At 36.7% G+C, this 17,189-nt stretch carries 10 protein-coding genes; 6 read left to right on the plus strand and 4 right to left on the minus strand.

Going from position 1 to position 17,189, the window contains the following annotated elements; translation table 11 throughout:
* Positions 1-292: 292 nt before the first annotated feature.
* The 6 genes from OZP11_RS00750 to OZP11_RS00775 all read left to right on the plus strand — a co-directional run bounded on the left by OZP11_RS00750 (position 293) and on the right by OZP11_RS00775 (position 12,449).
* Positions 293-3,385, plus strand: a complete 3,093-nt coding sequence (locus tag OZP11_RS00750; protein ID WP_281233336.1) for a SusC/RagA family TonB-linked outer membrane protein — start codon at positions 293-295, stop codon at positions 3,383-3,385.
* Between the two features lie 11 nt (positions 3,386-3,396).
* Entirely contained in the window at positions 3,397-4,911 is a 1,515-nt protein-coding gene (locus OZP11_RS00755) for a SusD/RagB family nutrient-binding outer membrane lipoprotein (RefSeq protein WP_281233337.1), read from the plus strand.
* Between the two features lie 497 nt (positions 4,912-5,408).
* Positions 5,409-7,673 (plus strand): GH92 family glycosyl hydrolase, encoded by a 2,265-nt coding sequence (locus OZP11_RS00760; RefSeq protein WP_281233338.1) that lies wholly within the window; start codon positions 5,409-5,411, stop codon positions 7,671-7,673.
* Between the two features lie 103 nt (positions 7,674-7,776).
* On the plus strand, positions 7,777-10,062 hold the full coding sequence (locus OZP11_RS00765; RefSeq protein ID WP_281233339.1) for a GH92 family glycosyl hydrolase: 2,286 nt from the start codon (positions 7,777-7,779) through the stop codon (positions 10,060-10,062).
* Positions 10,063-10,068: 6 nt separating this feature from the next.
* Positions 10,069-11,532 (plus strand): glycoside hydrolase family 125 protein, encoded by a 1,464-nt coding sequence (locus OZP11_RS00770; protein ID WP_281233340.1) that lies wholly within the window; start codon positions 10,069-10,071, stop codon positions 11,530-11,532.
* A 23-nt stretch (positions 11,533-11,555) separates the two neighbouring features.
* Entirely contained in the window at positions 11,556-12,449 is an 894-nt protein-coding gene (locus OZP11_RS00775; protein ID WP_281233341.1) for an ROK family protein, read from the plus strand.
* A 66-nt stretch (positions 12,450-12,515) separates the two neighbouring features.
* Here the strand turns inward: OZP11_RS00775 and OZP11_RS00780 are convergent, their stop codons facing one another.
* The 4 genes from OZP11_RS00780 to gldF all read right to left on the minus strand — a co-directional run bounded on the left by OZP11_RS00780 (position 12,516) and on the right by gldF (position 17,140).
* Entirely contained in the window at positions 12,516-13,145 is a 630-nt protein-coding gene (locus OZP11_RS00780; RefSeq protein ID WP_281233342.1) for a DsbA family oxidoreductase, read from the minus strand.
* Between the two features lie 358 nt (positions 13,146-13,503).
* Positions 13,504-14,622: a DNA polymerase III subunit beta gene (dnaN, locus tag OZP11_RS00785; RefSeq protein WP_281233343.1), complete on the minus strand. Its 1,119-nt coding sequence runs from the start codon at positions 14,620-14,622 to the stop codon at positions 13,504-13,506.
* An 80-nt stretch (positions 14,623-14,702) separates the two neighbouring features.
* The gene (gene gldG, locus OZP11_RS00790) at positions 14,703-16,415 is read right to left on the minus strand and encodes a gliding motility-associated ABC transporter substrate-binding protein GldG (RefSeq protein WP_281233344.1); all 1,713 of its coding nucleotides are present in this window, start codon (positions 16,413-16,415) and stop codon (positions 14,703-14,705) included.
* Complete coding sequence (gene gldF, locus OZP11_RS00795; RefSeq protein ID WP_281233345.1) at positions 16,415-17,140, minus strand: gliding motility-associated ABC transporter permease subunit GldF; 726 nt, start codon at positions 17,138-17,140, stop codon at positions 16,415-16,417. The genes gldG and gldF overlap by 1 nt, the downstream gene beginning before the upstream one ends.
* Positions 17,141-17,189 lie beyond the last annotated feature (49 nt).

A 17,189-nucleotide genomic window follows, 5' to 3' on the forward strand; every position in this document is an offset into this window, starting at 1 on the left:
CAGAAATTAGTTTAAAATTTAGGAAAGGATAAAGAGCATAAAGCTTTTTTTTACTCGTTTAACTAAAACGATTTAGTATCGCTTTGTCTTGTTTTAACTAGTATTTCAATCAGCATTTTTTAGAGTATTCATCAGGAAAGACTGAGGTGTAAACCATTTTCTCATAGTTCCCGGAACTTATGAGCAAGGCTTTCTGTGATTATATCGAGCCCAAATTTTTATTAACTATTAAAAAATCAAACAACAAACATTAACAAACAAAAATCAAGACAAATAACCAAAAAGAATGCTTATGAAACGAATATTAGCAGTGTTAGGAATGGTGTTGCTGAGCAGCTTAGGAGCCGCCGCGCAAAACCGATTAATAACAGGCGTTGTAGCAGATGCAGAGAACAAGGGAGTTGTTGCCGCATCAGTAGAGGTACAAGGAAAACCGTTTAGTGCCATTACAGATACCGAAGGAAGATTTAAAATGAATGTTCCGGAGGGAAAAGTGACCCTGAATGTTTCATCGATGGGATATCAGACTAAAACAGTTGTTCTTCAGGAAAATGAAGCCAAAATTACAATTGTATTAGCCGAAAGTACACAGGAATTGAAAGATGTGGTCGTAACTTCATTTGGAGTTAAAAAACAAAAGAAAAGTTTAGGATATGCCGTTGGTGAATTAAAAGGCGAAGAGCTGACAAAGAATAAAGAAATTAATCTGGGAAATGCGCTGCAGGGCAAAATTGCCGGAGTAAATGTTTCGGCTCCGGTTACAGGACCATCTGGTTCGAGCCGTGTTGTTATTCGTGGTGCTACTTCGGCTTCGGGACTTAACCAGCCTTTGTATGTGGTAGACGGAATTCCAATCGACAACAGCCAGCAGGGTAATGCCGGAATGTGGGGCGGGGCGGATAAAGGAGACGGAATGTCGTCTTTTAACCCGGATGATATTGCTACTATGTCGGTTTTAAAAGGTAGTGCCGCTTCTGCTCTTTACGGGTATAGAGGATCAAATGGTGTTATTTTAATTACCACAAAAAAAGGAAAAAGCGGTACCGGAATTGGTGTGGATTTTAGCACAAACTCATCGTTTAATACTCCGGTAAGTTTGTTGAGATGGCAGGATCAATACGGAACGGGAGCACCAAATGCAAGCGGTGTTCCAACAAGATTTACCAATTTGCAGGAACTTAGGGATTCGTACTATTTTGCATGGGGTGATAAGTACGACGGAACAAACTCTCTGGCAATCGACGGGTCTACAAGACCGTATAAAGCTTATGGACAAAATAATGTCGAAAATTTCTACAGAACCGGCTATTCTTTCAGTAATACTTTAGCTATTTCGGGAGGAAATGAAAGCACCAATTTCAGATTGTCTTTTGGAAATACTAAAGATGAATCGATAATGCCTGAAACGACTTTCAAAAGAAACAATGTGGCTTTGAGTTTAAATTCGGCACCAAATAAAAGAATTAATATAGAAAGCAACGCTCAGTATATTACCGAGAAAAGCCATAACAGACCGTATTTGAATGATTCGCCAAGAAATCCTTCTTTTCCTACTACTTTCATGAGTCCGGGAACAGATATTAGATGGTTAAGTAATCCGTATGATGCCAATGGAGGCGAAAATGATTTTCTGGGGGCAAACGTCTATCATACAAACCCATACTTTGCAGTTGCTTCGCCTTTAAATGATGATCTTAGAAAACGCTTTATTGGTTCGGCAAAAGTAACATACAATATTACAGATAAAATTTACGCCAAGGCAGTAGTGGGTATTGACGATATTAATTACGAATATACAGAGATTGAGCCTACAGGAATCAATTACAGTCCGGGCGGGGTTTTTGAAAACAGGGTCGAAAACCGTTCAGAATTTAATGCTTCGGGATATTTAGGTTATAAAGGTGACATTGTTAAAAATCTTTCACTCGATGCTTTTGTAGGTGCTAACCGTCAGGATAACCGATACAGTGGTATCAAGATGAGAGGAAACAATTTTATTGTTCCGTTTGAATATTTTTACGCGAATACACAGCCTGAAAAAACAGAAAAATTGTTTTCTAAAAGCGAAGTAAACTCTCTTTTTTATTCGGCAGATTTAGCTTATAAAGACTTCTTGTTTTTAAGTGTAACGGGACGTGAAGACTGGTTCTCAACTTTATATATAAATGATAACAGTACTTTTTATCCTTCTGTAAGTTCAAGTTTTATTTATTCTGAAGTGATCAAAATGCCGGAATGGATATCGTACGGAAAAATTAGAGCAGGATGGGGTAATGTAGGTGGTGCATTGCCAGAAGCTTATGCTCTCGCATTAACTTATATTATACCTGATGGGCAGACAGATTCATTAGGGCAGCCAATTTTAGGCGTGAATGGAGAGACGATTCCGAATAAGTTTCTGAAACCGTATAATGTAAGTACAATTGAATTTGGTTTTGAAAACACATTTTTCAATAACAGAGTAAGCACAGATTTGACTTTCTACAGCAAAAAAACAACGAATGATATTACAGATGCTGATGTTTCTCAGTCTTCCGGATATAAAACGACAAAAATTAACGTGGGTGAAATCCTAAACAAAGGAGTTGAGTTTGCTATAAATGTAAAAGCAATCAAAACGCCTAGTTTCTCATGGAGCGTAGGATATAATTTTGCTTATAATGACAGTGAGGTTCTTAATCTTTCGGATAAAATCACAACCAAATCATTAGAAGGAAACAGAGACGGTAGAGCTTCTGTAGTTTTAGAAAAAGGACAGCCTTTTGGAGTTATCAAAGCGTATGATTATTTAAGAGATGCTCAGGGAAATATTGTTCTGGATACAGACGGACGTTTCCTGAGAGGAGATTTAATTATTGCCGGACAAGGTGTTGCGCCGACATCTATGGGGCTTTCAAATGATTTTTCATATAAAAACTTTACGCTTTCGGTATTTGTTGATGCGAAATTTGGAGGGGAAATCTATTCGGCTACAAACCAGTTAGGAACACGTTACGGATTGTCTGAAATCACGCTTCCGGGTCGTGAAACCGGTATTGCCGTATCAGGAGTAGATGTAAACGGAAATCCGGTTAATACTACTGTTTCTGCTTACGATTACTGGAGAAGTTACAGCGATGTAACGTCAAACTTTGTATACGATGCCGATTTTGTAAAGCTTAGAGCGATTTCTTTTGCTTACAATTTTCCAAAAGATTACTTAAAGAAAACACCTTTTCAATCGGTTAGTTTAGCATTTTCTGCTCATAATGTATGGACTATTTATGATAAAGTGCCAAACATAGACCCTGAATCAAATTATTCTAACAGCAATGCACAGGGTATGGAGAGAGCTTCAATGCCTTTGACAAGAAACTATGGTTTAACTCTTAACGTTAAATTCTAATACCTGATAAAATGAAAAATAGATATATAAAAATAGTTTGCGCAGCGATTGCCGGTGTTTTGGCATTCACTTCCTGCGACAAAGGATTCGAAGAAATGAATAAGAATCCAAATGCTTTGACTGATCCTTCGATTAAATCGATGTTTACACTGGCAGAAATTTATGTTGACGGTCAGGATTATTCGAATACCAGAGGAAATAATATTTACGCGGCGCAGATTGTACAGCACTTTTCTTCGTTAAGCGGAGCGGGTTCTAAATACACCTATTCATCTGAATATTCTGCGGCTCTTTTTGGAGAAACATACGGAAAAGGGCTAAATCAGATTTTTCAGCTGATGTCGGTTATTCCAGATGCTCCTGAAAATTCAAATATGATTCAGGCCTGCAGAATCATGAAAGTCTTTCTGTTTCAGAAGCTGACAGATACGTATGGAGATGTTCCATATTTTGAAGCCGGAAAAGGATATAACGGAGGTGTTTTTGCTCCCAAATATGACACGCAGGAAGCCATTTACAATGACTTACTGAAAGAATTAGATGAAGCAGGAACTGCGCTCGATCCGGCCAAAGGTTTTGTAGGTGCAGCCGATTTATATTACCAAAGCGATGTGGCAAGATGGAAAAAATTAGCCAATTCACTGATGCTTCGCGTTGCCATGCGTTTATCAAAAGTTAATCCCGCCAAGGCAAAAGAATATGTAGAAAAGGCATATTCAAAAGGTGTTTTTACCTCCAACGATGACAGTTTGGTTTTAAGACACGAATCAGGGCCTCCGGGAGTAAAAACAAACCCAATTACGTCTGCCTGGGTTCGAAATGATTTAAACGGAGGAGAATCTAATATCAAATTCAGTAAAACTTTTATCGATTTACTAAAAAACACAAACGATCCCCGTTTAAGAATTTATGCCAAATTAGAAGCAGCAGGAGACAATACTCCGGCCAATCAGCAGGGACTTGCGAATGATGCTAAAGAATTTCCGGGAGGAGATAAAAAACTGTTTTCGGATCCAAACACTTCTACGGTATTACGTTATGATGCGCCTACGCTGATAATGTCGTATGCCGAAGTTCAGTTTTTATTGGCAGAAGCAGCTGTAAAAGGCTGGAATGTTGGCGGATCTGCTCAAACCTATTACGAAAACGGCGTGAGAGCCGCGATGAATATTCTGGCGATTTACGGAGACAAAGTACCTGCTGTTACGCCTGCAGAATACAGTACTTATATTACAACATATCCGTTTAAATCGGCGGGAACAGAAGCTCAAAAAATTGAACAGATTATTGGTCAAAAATGGATTCTCTTGTTATTTAATGGCTTCGAAGCATTTTCAGAATACAGAAGAACTGGTTATCCGGTATTAGTTCCGGTAAACGATCCTACGGGTGAAACTCAGGGAACAATTCCAAGGAGATTAATTTACGATCAGTCGGAACTTATTACAAACGCTGCAAATATCAGAGAAGCTATTCAGCGTCAGGGATTAGATCTTATGACTACAAGAATTTGGTGGGATAAATAAATTTTAAGTTGGATTGGTTAGTTAAAATAAGTCGGGTAAAACCCTGCCCGGCTTATTTTTAAATCACTTTTAAGATACTGACTACGAAGATTTACTGAACAGGAGAATGTCTTTTTTTCGCATAAGAATTACGCTTCTGCTGAAAAAGAGAGGTTGTTTTAAAAGTTAGTATAGCATCTCATGTTGTGTCAGAAAGCTGAAAAGAATCAAAATCAAATAAAAAAAATCATAAGAATTGAGCAGTATATAGAGAATATTTCTGAAGTTTTTTTGAGTTAATGACAGATTTAGGCCTTAAAAGAGAAGGAATGATTAATACAAAATGTTCCTTCTCTAACTGCCAATAAATTCCTTATTTTTATGCAAAGTTCTTTATTAAGATACTAAGGTTCTGAGTGATAAATTGACAAAGGTTTTCTCTGTAGATACGCACTGCAGTGCGTCTCCTTAAAGGTTGAAATATTCTTGTATAAAAAAGAATGAAATAAAAATAATAAATGATAAAATATAAAATAATTTTTAGCGGAATTTTAATTTTTAATCTGTTTTGCAGCAGTACTGTGTTTTCTCAAAAAAAGGATAAAGAGTTGTATAATTACACACAATATGCAGATCCTATAATTGGTTCTGCGGGGCACGGACATGTTTTTGTAGGGGCTAATGTTCCGTTTGGAGCGGTGCAGTTGGGACCGGTAAATATTTTTGAAGGCTGGGACTGGTGCAGCGGTTATAACTATGCCAGTAATACGATTTTAGGATTTACACATACTCATTTAAGCGGTACCGGAATAGGAGATTTAAATGATATTTTGGTGCTTCCTGTCAGCGGAAAAACCGATTTGACCAAAGGAACCAAAGAAGATATGGTAAATGGTTATGGCTCCTATTTTTCGCATGAAAATGAAGTAGTAAAACCCGGTTATTACAGCGTGTTATTAGATAAATACAAAGTAAAGGCTGAGCTGACGGCAAGTGAAAGAGTTGGTTTTCATAAATATACTTTTGATGATGCGAATGATTTCCATATTTTGGTAGATCTGGCAGATGGAATAGGATGGGACCGACCTGTAAAAACATTCATCAAAAAAGTCAGTGAGAACAAGATCGAAGGGTATCGGTATTCAGCAGGCTGGGCAGCAGATCAGCGGATTTATTTTGCAATGGAATTTTCTGAACCTATAACAAATATGGCAGTTTATGACAGCACGGCAACGGTTAAAGGAACTGCTGCAGAAGGTTTGAAAATAAAAGCGATATTAGACTTCAAAACATTAAAAAACAAGCAGATTCTGATAAAAGTGGGCATTTCTCCTGTAAGTTCAGAGAATGCTTCTGCTAATATAAAAGCCGAGATTCCGAATTGGGATTTTGAAGCCATCGTAAAAAAAGCCGACTCAAAATGGAATAAGGAACTCAATAAAATTCAGATAAAAGCCGACGAAAAAACAATGAAAGTATTCTATACTTCATTGTATCACACAATGTTTGCACCTTCTATTTTTAACGATGTAAACGGAGATTATCTCGGAACCGACAAAAAAGTCTATGAAAAATCAAACTTTACCAATTATACCACTTTTTCGCTTTGGGATACCTACAGGGGACTGCATCCTTTGTACACCATCACACAGCCGGAAAAAATCAATGATATTATAAAATCGTTTTTGGCGATTTACCAGCAGCAAGGCAGGCTTCCGGTCTGGCATTTAATGGGAAATGAAACCAATACCATGAACGGAAATCATTCGATAGCCGTTATTGCTGATGCGTATTTAAAAGGATACCGCGATTACGATGTTAATCTGGCTTACGAGGCAGTTAAAAAAACAGCCATGCAGACAAGAGAAGGAATGGATTATGTTCAGAAATTAGAATATATTCCGGCCGATAAACTTCTGGAATCTGTTGGAAATGCGCTGGAATATGCTATAGATGATTATTGTATTGCTTTAATGGCAAAGGCATTGAATAAAAAAGAAGATTACGAATATTTCACTAAAAGAGCCAATTTATACAAATTGTATTTTGATAAAGAAACTACTTTTATGAGAGGTAAATTAACCAACGGAAACTGGAGAACACCGTTTAATCCGCTTTCGTCTGCACACCGTAAAGATGATTATGTAGAAGGGAATGCCTGGCAGTACACCTGGCTCGTGCCTCATGATCCGTATGGTTTAATTGATTTATTTGGAAGTGAAGAGAAATTTTTAGCCAAACTGGATTCACTTTTCTTATTGACAGATAAAGTTGAAGGAGAAGATGTTTCACCGGATATAAGTGGTTTGATAGGACAATATGCTCACGGAAATGAACCCAATCACCATATTCCGTATTTATATGCGTTTGCAGGTCAGCCGTGGAAAACGGCAAAATTAATCCGTGAAATCGACGATAAATTCTACTCTGTAAAACCTGACGGATTGTGCGGTAATGAGGATTTAGGACAGATGTCGGCCTGGTACATTTTATCTTCAATGGGATTTTATTCGGTAAATCCTGCAAACGGAATTTATGTTTTAGGAAGTCCGCTTGTAAATTCTGCAGTGATTCACCATACAAAAAATGCTTCATTTACGATAAATGCAGTTAATAACAGCGCTTCAAATATTTATATTCAAAAAGCAGTATACAACGGAAAACCTTATACAAAATCATACATCACACAAGATATGATCGTAAAAGGAGGAGAACTAAAATTATATATGGGAAACAAACCATCTAAGACTTGGGGAGTTAAAAAAGAAGATAGACCTCAATAATTTAAGATTTCTGATTTTAGATTTTTAAGCAACGCTAGGTTTTTAAAACCTTGTACGTATAATATAAAGCCATTTCACAATTCACCATTTACAATTCACAAGAATGAAAATAAAGAGTTTAATTTTTTTAGGACTATTACAAAGCTTTTTTTTCCTAAATGCGCAGGTAAAAGTTACAGATCCGGTAGAATATGTAAATCCATTAATGGGAACGCAGTCTGTGCATAATCTTTCAAATGGGAACACCTATCCAGCAGTCTGCAGGCCTTGGGGTATGAATTTCTGGACACCGCAAACAGGAAAAATGGGCGACGGCTGGGCCTATACCTACACAGCTGAAAAAATCAGAGGATTTAAGCAAACCCACCAGCCATCGCCGTGGATGAATGATTACGGTCAGTTTTCTATTATGCCGGTTACCGGTAAAACGACTTTTGGCGAAGACGAACGGGCAAGCTGGTTCAGTCATAAAGCAGAAATTTCAAAACCATATTATTACAGTGTTTATCTGGCGGATCATGACGTTACAACCGAAATTACAACAACAGAACGAGCCGCACATTTTCAAATAACTTTTCCGGAAAACGAACATTCTTCAATTGTAATCGATGCGTTTGACAAAGGCTCTTATATCAAAATAATTCCGTCAGAAAATAAAATTATTGGTTATACTACCCGTAATAGCGGCGGAGTTCCTCAAAATTTCAAAAACTATTTTATAGTGCTGTTTGATAAAAAGTTTAGTACCACTTCAACATGGATTGATAAAAATCTAACCAAAGATAAATTGGAAGCCGAAGGATTTCATACAGGCGCAGTTGTTGGATTTGAAACTAAAAAAGGAGAAAAAGTCAATGTTAGAATTGCTTCGTCTTTTATAAGTCATGAACAGGCAGAACTGAACCTGAAAATCGAATTAGGCATGTCAACTTTTGAAGAAACGGTTTTGCAGTCTAAAGAGGAATGGAATAAAGTTTTAGGAAAAATTATCGTTGAAGATACTAATCCGGATCAGTTAAAGACTTTTTATTCTTGTTTATATCGTACAGTCTGCTTTCCTCAAAAGCAGTATGAAATTGATAAAGACGGAAAAATTGTGCACTATAGTCCGTATAATGGAAAAATACTTCCCGGATATATGTTTGCCGGAACCGGATTTTGGGATACTTTTCGCGCCTTGTACCCTTTACTGAATTTGGTTTATCCTTCGATAAATAAAGAAATGCAGGAAGGTTTAATAAATGATTACAAAGAAGGAGGTTTTTTACCCGAATGGTCAAGTCCGGGTTTTAGAAATGTAATGGTTGGGAATAATTCGGCTTCGGTAGTTTCAGATGCTTATATGAAAGGACTGCGAGGTTACGACATCAATATTTTATACGAAGCTTTGCAGCATGGCGCAAATAACGAAGGCCCAATGGATGCTGTAGGAAGAAAAGGCGTACAGTATTACAACACTTTAGGTTATATTCCGTATGATGTTAAGATAAACGAAAATGCTGCCAGAACACTGGAATATGCGTATGATGATTTTGCAATTTGGAAACTGGCAAAAGCTTTGAATCGTCCGAAGAAAGAAATCAATCTGCTTGAAAAACGAATGCTGAATTATAAAAAGCTCTACAATCCGTCCATTGGATTGATGAGCGGACGAAATAAAGACGGCAGCTTTCCTGCTGATTTTAATCCGTTTAAATGGGGAGATGCTTTTACAGAAGGCAACAGCTGGCATTACAGCTGGAGTGTGTTTCATGATATACAAGGGCTGATTGATTTAATGGGAGGAGAGAAAAAATTCGCAGCAAAATTAGACGAAGTTTTTACAACACCGCCCATTTTTGACGATAGTTATTACGGATCGGTTATCCATGAAATCCGTGAAATGCAGATCATGAATATGGGGCAATACGCACACGGAAACCAGCCGATCCAGCACATGATTTATTTGTACAACTACGCTGGTGAACCATGGAAAACACAATATTGGTCAAGAGAAGTTATGAACCGTTTGTATAAACCAACTCCAGATGGTTATTGCGGCGATGAAGACAACGGACAGACTTCTGCCTGGTATATTTTCTCTGCAATGGGGTTTTATCCTGTCTGCCCGGCAACTGATGAATATGTTCTGGGAGCGCCTTTATTTAAGAAAACGACTTTAAAGCTTGAAAACGGAAAACAGCTTATTATCAATGCACCTAATAATTCAGAAACGAACAGGTATGTAAATGAATTAAAATGGGATAATTCACTTTATACTAAAAACTTCATTAAACATTTCGATGTATTAAAAGGAGGCGAGTTAAATTTTGATATGAGCAATTCTCCAAATTTTCAAAGAGGTACGACTAAAGATGCGTATCCGTATTCATATTCAAATTCTAAATAAAAATATATGCAGTCACGTAGAAAATTTATAAAAAATGCCGGAATTTTTTCGGCAGGATTATTAGCGTTGCAAACCGAAGCTTTTGGATTTAATTCAGGTATTTTTCAATTTCCGTTGAAAGATTTTGTTACCAAAAGACCTCCCGCTGCCGAAAGAAAATTTACCAGTAAAGCAATTGAAGCAGCTATCGTACGTGTTAAAAAACAAATCGCCAATCCGGAACTGGCCTGGATATTCGAAAACTGTTTTCCTAATACATTAGATACTACAGTCGATTTTGAAATCATTGACGGAAAACCGGATACTTATGTTATTACCGGAGATATCGATGCCATGTGGCTTCGTGACAGTACGGCGCAGATCTGGCCGTATATACCTTTTGTAAAAGAAGACCCAAAACTGGCTGAACTGGTAAAAGGAGTTATAAATCGTCAGGCAAAATGCATTCTGCTCGATCCGTATGCCAATGCTTTTTATAAAGATTTTTCTAAAGAAAGCGAATGGAAAAATGACCTCACTAAAATGCAGCCCGGTATTCATGAAAGAAAATGGGAAATTGACAGTTTGTGTTATCCTGTACGATTAGCACATGGTTACTGGAAAGAAACAGGAGACATAAGTTTATTTGATGCAAAATGGAAAGAAGCCATGCTTTTGATTCTCCAGACTTTTAAAGAACAGCAAAGACTGGACGGAAAAGGTGGTCCGTATAGTTTTCAGCGTCAGACAGCCTGGGCTACAGATGGAGTTCCGCTCGCTGGTTACGGCTATCCGGTAAAACCCTGCGGTTTAATTGTTTCGACTTTCAGACCAAGTGATGATTCGACTTTGTTTGGTTATTTGATTCCGAGTAATATGTTTGCAATTGAAATATTGGGTTATCTGATCGAAATTTTTTCCCTTCCGGCTTTAAAGGATAATAATTTAGTTGCCAAAGCCACGGAATTAAGAGATCAGGTTCAGAAAGGTTTAAACGAACACGGAATTATAAATCATCCTAAATTCGGAAAAATTATTGCTTTTGAAGTAAACGGATACGGCAGTTTTCACATGATGGACGATGCCAATGTTCCTTCGCTATTATCGCTGCCTTATTTGGGTGCAATTGCTCCGGATGATCCATTATATCTCAACACAAGGAAAGTAGTTTTGTCAGAAGATAATCCGTTTTTTTATAAAGGAAAAGCCGGAGAAGGAATTGGCGGTCCTCATACCGGAGTTGATACGATCTGGCCTATGAGTATTGTTTTAAGAGCTATTACAAGCGTTGATGAGAAAGAAATAAAAGCCTGTATCAGCAATTTAATTAAAACCAATGCCGGTACCGGATTTATGCACGAGTCGTTTCATAAAGACGATGTAGCCCAATTTACCCGTAAATGGTTTGCATGGGCGAATACTTTATTTGGTGAAATGATTGTGCACACCAGCACGCATTATCCGCAGATTTTAAGAGATAAAAACATTTAAATCAGTAAACAAAACAGAGAAGAATGAATACATCATACGCCATTGGGCTGGATATAGGAGGAACCCATATCACGGCGGCAGTTATTAATAAAACAGAAATGAAAATGCTGGATTTTTCTCTGTATAAAGAATCATTTAACTCAAATCTTCCGGTTCATGAAGTAATGAATATCTGGAAGAAAGTAATCTGTACGTCATTAGAAAATGCAAATATTAAAAATATAACCGGAATAGCGGTCTGTATGCCGGGACCGTTTGATTATGAAAAAGGCATCTGCTGGATTAAAGACCAGTCAAAGTACGAACATTTTTATGGATTAAGTGTAAGAGAGCTGATCTTGGAAAGTCTGGGCTTCTCAGAAGATTTCCCCGTACTTTTTGAAAACGATGCTGTTTGTTTTGGAAAAGGGGAAGTTTTTAAACAAAAAGAAAATCTTTCTAAAAAAGTAATGGCTGTTACATTAGGAACAGGATTAGGAGCCTGTTTTATTGATAAAGGGATATCAGTCAGTTCAGGTGATTTGGTTCCAAAAGATGGTGAAATTTATAATCTTCCTTACAAAGAAGGCATTGCAGAAGATTATGTTTCTGCCCGAGGCCTTTTACAGCATTACAAATCTTTAAGCGGTATTGAACTTAATAGTGGTCTAGAACTCTATGATCGGGCAAAAAATGATGATCAGAAAGCGATTCAGGTATTTGAAAGAATGGGAGAAGACCTGGCGGCGGTTGTGATTCCGTGGATAAAAAGTTTCTCGGCGGAGCATATTATTATTGGAGGAAAAATAGCAAATGCTGCAGATTTATTTCTGCCATCATTCAACAAAGTACTAGAGGAAGCAGGCGTGAGAGTTTTGGTTTCAATTTCTACAGATAATGAAGCGGCTGCTTTATTGGGAGCTGTAAGTTCTCTTTGAGATTAAATAAATAAAAACGGATGAATAAATCAGTATTCATCTGTTTTTATTTTAAATATTTTAAAATTATTTCAATCCTTCTTTTATAGTTTGTACAAAAGCTTCAACAGGCTGCGCCCCCGAAACAGCATACTTTCTGTCAAAAACAAAAAATGGCACACCCTGCACGCCAATCTGCTGTGCTTCGTTAATATCACTATGAACTTCTTTTATAAATAAATCATCGCTTTGTAAAACGTTCAGAATTTCATTCCTTTCTAAACCTGCTTTTTCTGCCAGTTCGATTAACGTTGGACCGTCATTCAGGTCTCTTCCTTCAGTAAAATAAGCTTTAAAGAAAATTTCTTCTATTTCGTCGCCTAATTTTTTAGTTTTTGCCAATTGAATGATTCGGTGTGCTGTAAAAGAATTTGAAATAACAGCTTTGTCAAAATTATAATCCAGACCAACGCTTTTTGCGCGCTCTGTGACACCTTTATGCATTTCTTTAGATTGTTCCACTGTCATGCCTTTTCGTTCCGCTAAATACGTATAAACGTCTTTTCCGGGCTGTGGCGTAATAGATGGATCAAGCTGAAAACTTTTCCACTCGATTTCAAATTCGTTTTCAGGAAACTCTTTTAAAGCGGTTTCCAATTGTCTTTTTCCGATATAACAAAACGGACACATGATGTCCGACCAAATTTCTATTTTCATATCGTAAAGATAACAATTTTTGTTTCAAAGTTTCAGGTTTCAGGTTTCAGGTTTCAGGTTGTTGGATTAACCGCAAAGTTCGCAAAGCTTTGAGTAGAAACTTTGCGAACTTCGCGTAAAACTTTGTGTCTTTGCGGTAAGAAAACCAAAAGGTATCAACCTGAAACCTGAAACTTGAAACTTGAAACCTGAAACTTGAAAAAAAAATCATACAAACTAAAAAACCGCAATTCTCAGAAAGAATTGCGGTTTCTAGGTATAAAAAATGGTTGGTTAATAGCGATATTATTTTTTTTACAATGATATGTCTTTAATTCGAAACTAAAAAAAATCCCTGTAACAAAAAGAAGTTTTGATGTTAACTATTTAACATTACGGGCATTACAAGCATTGTTACGCTTTCGCCTTCTTCAAGACCATCAGCAGGAGTTAAGATTCCGGCTCTGTTAGGCAATGACATTTCTAACATGATGATATCTGATTGTAAGTTGGTCAGCATCTCGATTAAGAAACGTGAGTTAAAACCAATTTGCAAATCATCACCCTGATAATCACAAGTTAGTCTTTCCTCTGCTTTGTTTGAGTAATCGATGTCTTCTGCAGAAACATTTAGTTCAGCCCCTGCAATTTTTAAACGAATCTGGTGTGTGGTTTTATTAGAGAAAATCGCAACACGGCGAACAGAACTTAAAAATAAAGAACGGTCGATCATTAATTTGTTTGGATTTTCTTTAGGAATTACTGCTTCGTAATTAGGGTATTTCCCGTCGATTAAACGACACATTAAGATATAATTGTCAAATGAGAAAGTCGCATTTGAATCGTTGTATTCAATTTTTACTTCAGCATCAGATGAACCTAAAATACCTTTTAAGATATTTAAAGGTTTTTTTGGCATAATGAAATCAGCAACCTGAGATGCTTTAACATCTGCACGGGCGTATTTTACCAGTTTGTGAGCATCTGTAGCAACAAAAGTTAATCCTTCTGGCGAAAACTGGAAGAAAACTCCTGACATAACCGGACGTAAATCATCGTTTCCGGCAGCAAAAATAGTTTTGCTTACAGCAGTTGCCAAAACATCAGCAGGAACTAAAGTTACAGATGGTTCTTCAAGATTTACCGATTTAGGGAATTCCTCACCGGCAGCATATGCTAAAGCATATTTACCAGAGTTAGAACTAATCTCAACCGTATTGTTGTCTTCAACAGTAAAAGTTAAAGGCTGTTCAGGAAAAGTTTTTAAAATTTCAAGTAAAAGTTTTGCAGGTACAGCAACGCTTCCTTTACTTGTAGAATCGATTGATAATGTAGCAGACATGGTAGTTTCAAGATCTGAAGCCGAAACTGTCAACTCATTATTGTCTAGTTCAAATAAAAAGTTATCTAAAATAGGAAGCGTATTGCTGCTGTTAATAACGCTGCCTAAAACTTGTAATTGTTTTAATAAGTACGAACTCGATACTATAAATTTCATCGTCTTTTGTTTTATTTTTTGCTCTTTCTCTCAGTTTTTCTGCAACTAAGTAAGGTTTTACAAATATATCGTAAACATTCTTAGTTTCGCAAATTTTTTATTAACATCTGTCTGCTGTATTTCTTTTTTCTGATAAAAGTAAATAATACCCCGAATATCAGTAGAATAAGAATTGGAAGCCCGATAGTTATGAATTGTATTACAGTATAATCTTCGTAAACTTTTTCTTTATCTAACAAAGGCAGTTCAACATCTTTGCTTCTAATGTTAATAAGTCCGGTGTCATCAAGAAGGTAATTCACGCAATTCATCATGAAATCCTTGTTGTCATAAAGGTTTCCTGTTCTTTGGTCATAGCCCAGTTCAACCGGCATTCCGTTTTTGTCTACCTGATTTCTGGCAATATCACCATCGGCAACTACAATCATTTTAGTTGGTTTTCCTTTCGCCTGAAAAGAACTTTCTTTAAACGGCAGAATACGGTTTTCAAAAGCCGAGTGAAAATTCCCTTCCAGTAAAAGAGAAAGAACCAGGTTTCCTTTGTTCAGATAATCCTCTTTGGTAGTTTCTTCTGTTACCATGTTCAGATTGACTTCATGAGGCGTTCCAATTTTCTTTGAATACGGTGAAGATTGAACTAGAACCGTTTTTTTAATCCCGTTTTTCAATGTATCAATTGGGTTCGCAAAGTCAAATTTGATATAACCCAGATTTTTTACAATAGGATGCTGGCTCACCGGCACGACAAGCGGTGAAAACTTCCAGATAAACTGCTGGTATTGCGTTGCGCTTCCTTGTTCTCCTGTCGCCAGTTTTAAAGGACTGCCTTGTTCATCTTTTACTAAATCAGGATTAATCCTAAATCCGTATTTGAAGAACATATCATTTAAATTTAAATCTCTGGGATAAGCCAGAATTGCTCCGGTATCATTGTATAAACTATCCATATCCGCGGCAACCTGATCGATCATCCATAAGGTTTTGCCGCCATTTATGATAAACTGGTCCAAAACTTCTTTTTCCTCATCAGAGAAAGCTTCTGTAGGTTTTGAAATGATAGCCAGATCGTATTTTTTAAGCGCATCTAAAGTTCCATTTGGGTCTTTAGCAACTGAATCTAATGTAAAAGGTCCGATGTAATAGCTTTCTTTGATTTGTCTTAATAAGTTGCCGACATACCGTTCAGATAATTCACCGTTTCCTTTAATGATAGCCACTTTCTTTTGTCTGTCTTTGGCAACTTTGTTTATAGCATCAGCAATTGAATATTCTAAGTGCTGTATAGAACCCATTACTTTTTGGGTAGTTGAAGCTCCCATAATATTTTTTAGCAGCGGAATATTAACCTCTTTATTGTTGTAAACTGCTATTGCCCAAGGAAAAACCATTGCCTGAGATTGTTTTCCTTTATCGTCAACGGTAATGTTAACAGGAGTAAGACCTTTGCTGTACAAAGATTTTATCATGTCCATACTTTCCTCTTCGTTCTCCAGCGGATTCACGAATTCGAAATTAATATTGCTGTTGTAAGCCTGAAATTCTTCCAGTAATTGTTTGGTTTCCTGCTGTAAACGTCTGAAATCAGAAGGAAGATCACCCTGCATGTAAATCTTAATCGATAACGGGTTTTTAACCTGCTGCAGGATTTGCAGGGAAGTTTGCGATAAGGTATATCGTTTGTCTTTGGTTAAGTCAAAACGGTGAAAAAGAAAGCTTCCCAGTACATTTAAAACAATTAAAATTAAAATTGTAATACCTAATGTTTTTAAATTCAATTTATTAGATGTTTTCATTACGCTTTAAAAGATTTTAATTGATAAACGGTAAATGATAAAAATGCGATGCTGATGCTTAAAAAATAAATAATATCTCTTGTATCAATTACACCACGGCTCATACTTTTAAAATGATACTGCATTCCTAATGAAGAAATAATACCCGATTGTCCCGGAATTAAAGTTGATAGGCCTTCAAATCCAAAATAAAAGATAAAACACAGAAAAACAGCAATAATAAAAGCAACAATCTGATTTTCTGAAAGTGTAGAAGTAAAGATTCCAATTGCGGAATAAGAAGCAATTAAAAATAATAATCCAAAATACGAACCAATTGTGCTTCCCATATCGATATTGCCTTCTGGTGAACCTAAATCAGAAATAACTTTTACATAAATTAAGGTTGGCAGGATAGCCAGAATAATCAAAAGAAAAGATCCGAAGAATTTTCCGTTTACAATTTCCCAGACAGATAATGGTTTGGTTAAAAGCAATTCCAGAGTTCCTTGTTTTCTTTCGTCAGAAAAACTTCTCATGGTTACGGCAGGAATCAGGAAAATTAAAATCCATGGAGCCAGGGTAAAAAACGGAGTAAGATCGGCAAAACCGCTGTTCAGGATATTATAATCGCCTTCAAATACCCATAAAAAAAGTCCGCTGCTGATTAAAAATACAGCAATAACCAAATACCCGATCGGCGAGCCAAAAAAGGATTTTATTTCTCTTAAAATGATTGATTTCATTCTTTATTATTTTGTTTCAGGTTTTCTTTCAGCTTAGTTTCTTTATAAA

It is taken from the genome of Flavobacterium gelatinilyticum (genome assembly GCF_027111295.1).
GTDB classification, from domain to species: Bacteria; Bacteroidota; Bacteroidia; order Flavobacteriales; family Flavobacteriaceae; genus Flavobacterium; species Flavobacterium gelatinilyticum.

Excerpts from the sequence above, each read along its gene's own strand:
- OZP11_RS00755 (WP_281233337.1), top strand. The coding sequence starts at position 3,397 with ATGAAAAATAGATATATAAAAATAGTTTGCGCAGCGATTGCCGGTGTT.
- OZP11_RS00775 (WP_281233341.1), top strand. The coding sequence starts at position 11,556 with ATGAATACATCATACGCCATTGGGCTGGATATAGGAGGAACCCATATC.
- OZP11_RS00760 (WP_281233338.1), top strand. The coding sequence starts at position 5,409 with ATGATAAAATATAAAATAATTTTTAGCGGAATTTTAATTTTTAATCTG.
- gldG (WP_281233344.1), bottom strand. The coding sequence starts at position 16,415 with ATGAAAACATCTAATAAATTGAATTTAAAAACATTAGGTATTACAATT.
- gldF (WP_281233345.1), bottom strand. The coding sequence starts at position 17,140 with ATGAAATCAATCATTTTAAGAGAAATAAAATCCTTTTTTGGCTCGCCG.
- OZP11_RS00770 (WP_281233340.1), top strand. The coding sequence starts at position 10,069 with ATGCAGTCACGTAGAAAATTTATAAAAAATGCCGGAATTTTTTCGGCA.
- dnaN (WP_281233343.1), bottom strand. The coding sequence starts at position 14,622 with ATGAAATTTATAGTATCGAGTTCGTACTTATTAAAACAATTACAAGTT.
- OZP11_RS00750 (WP_281233336.1), top strand. The coding sequence starts at position 293 with ATGAAACGAATATTAGCAGTGTTAGGAATGGTGTTGCTGAGCAGCTTA.
- OZP11_RS00765 (WP_281233339.1), top strand. The coding sequence starts at position 7,777 with ATGAAAATAAAGAGTTTAATTTTTTTAGGACTATTACAAAGCTTTTTT.
- OZP11_RS00780 (WP_281233342.1), bottom strand. The coding sequence starts at position 13,145 with ATGAAAATAGAAATTTGGTCGGACATCATGTGTCCGTTTTGTTATATC.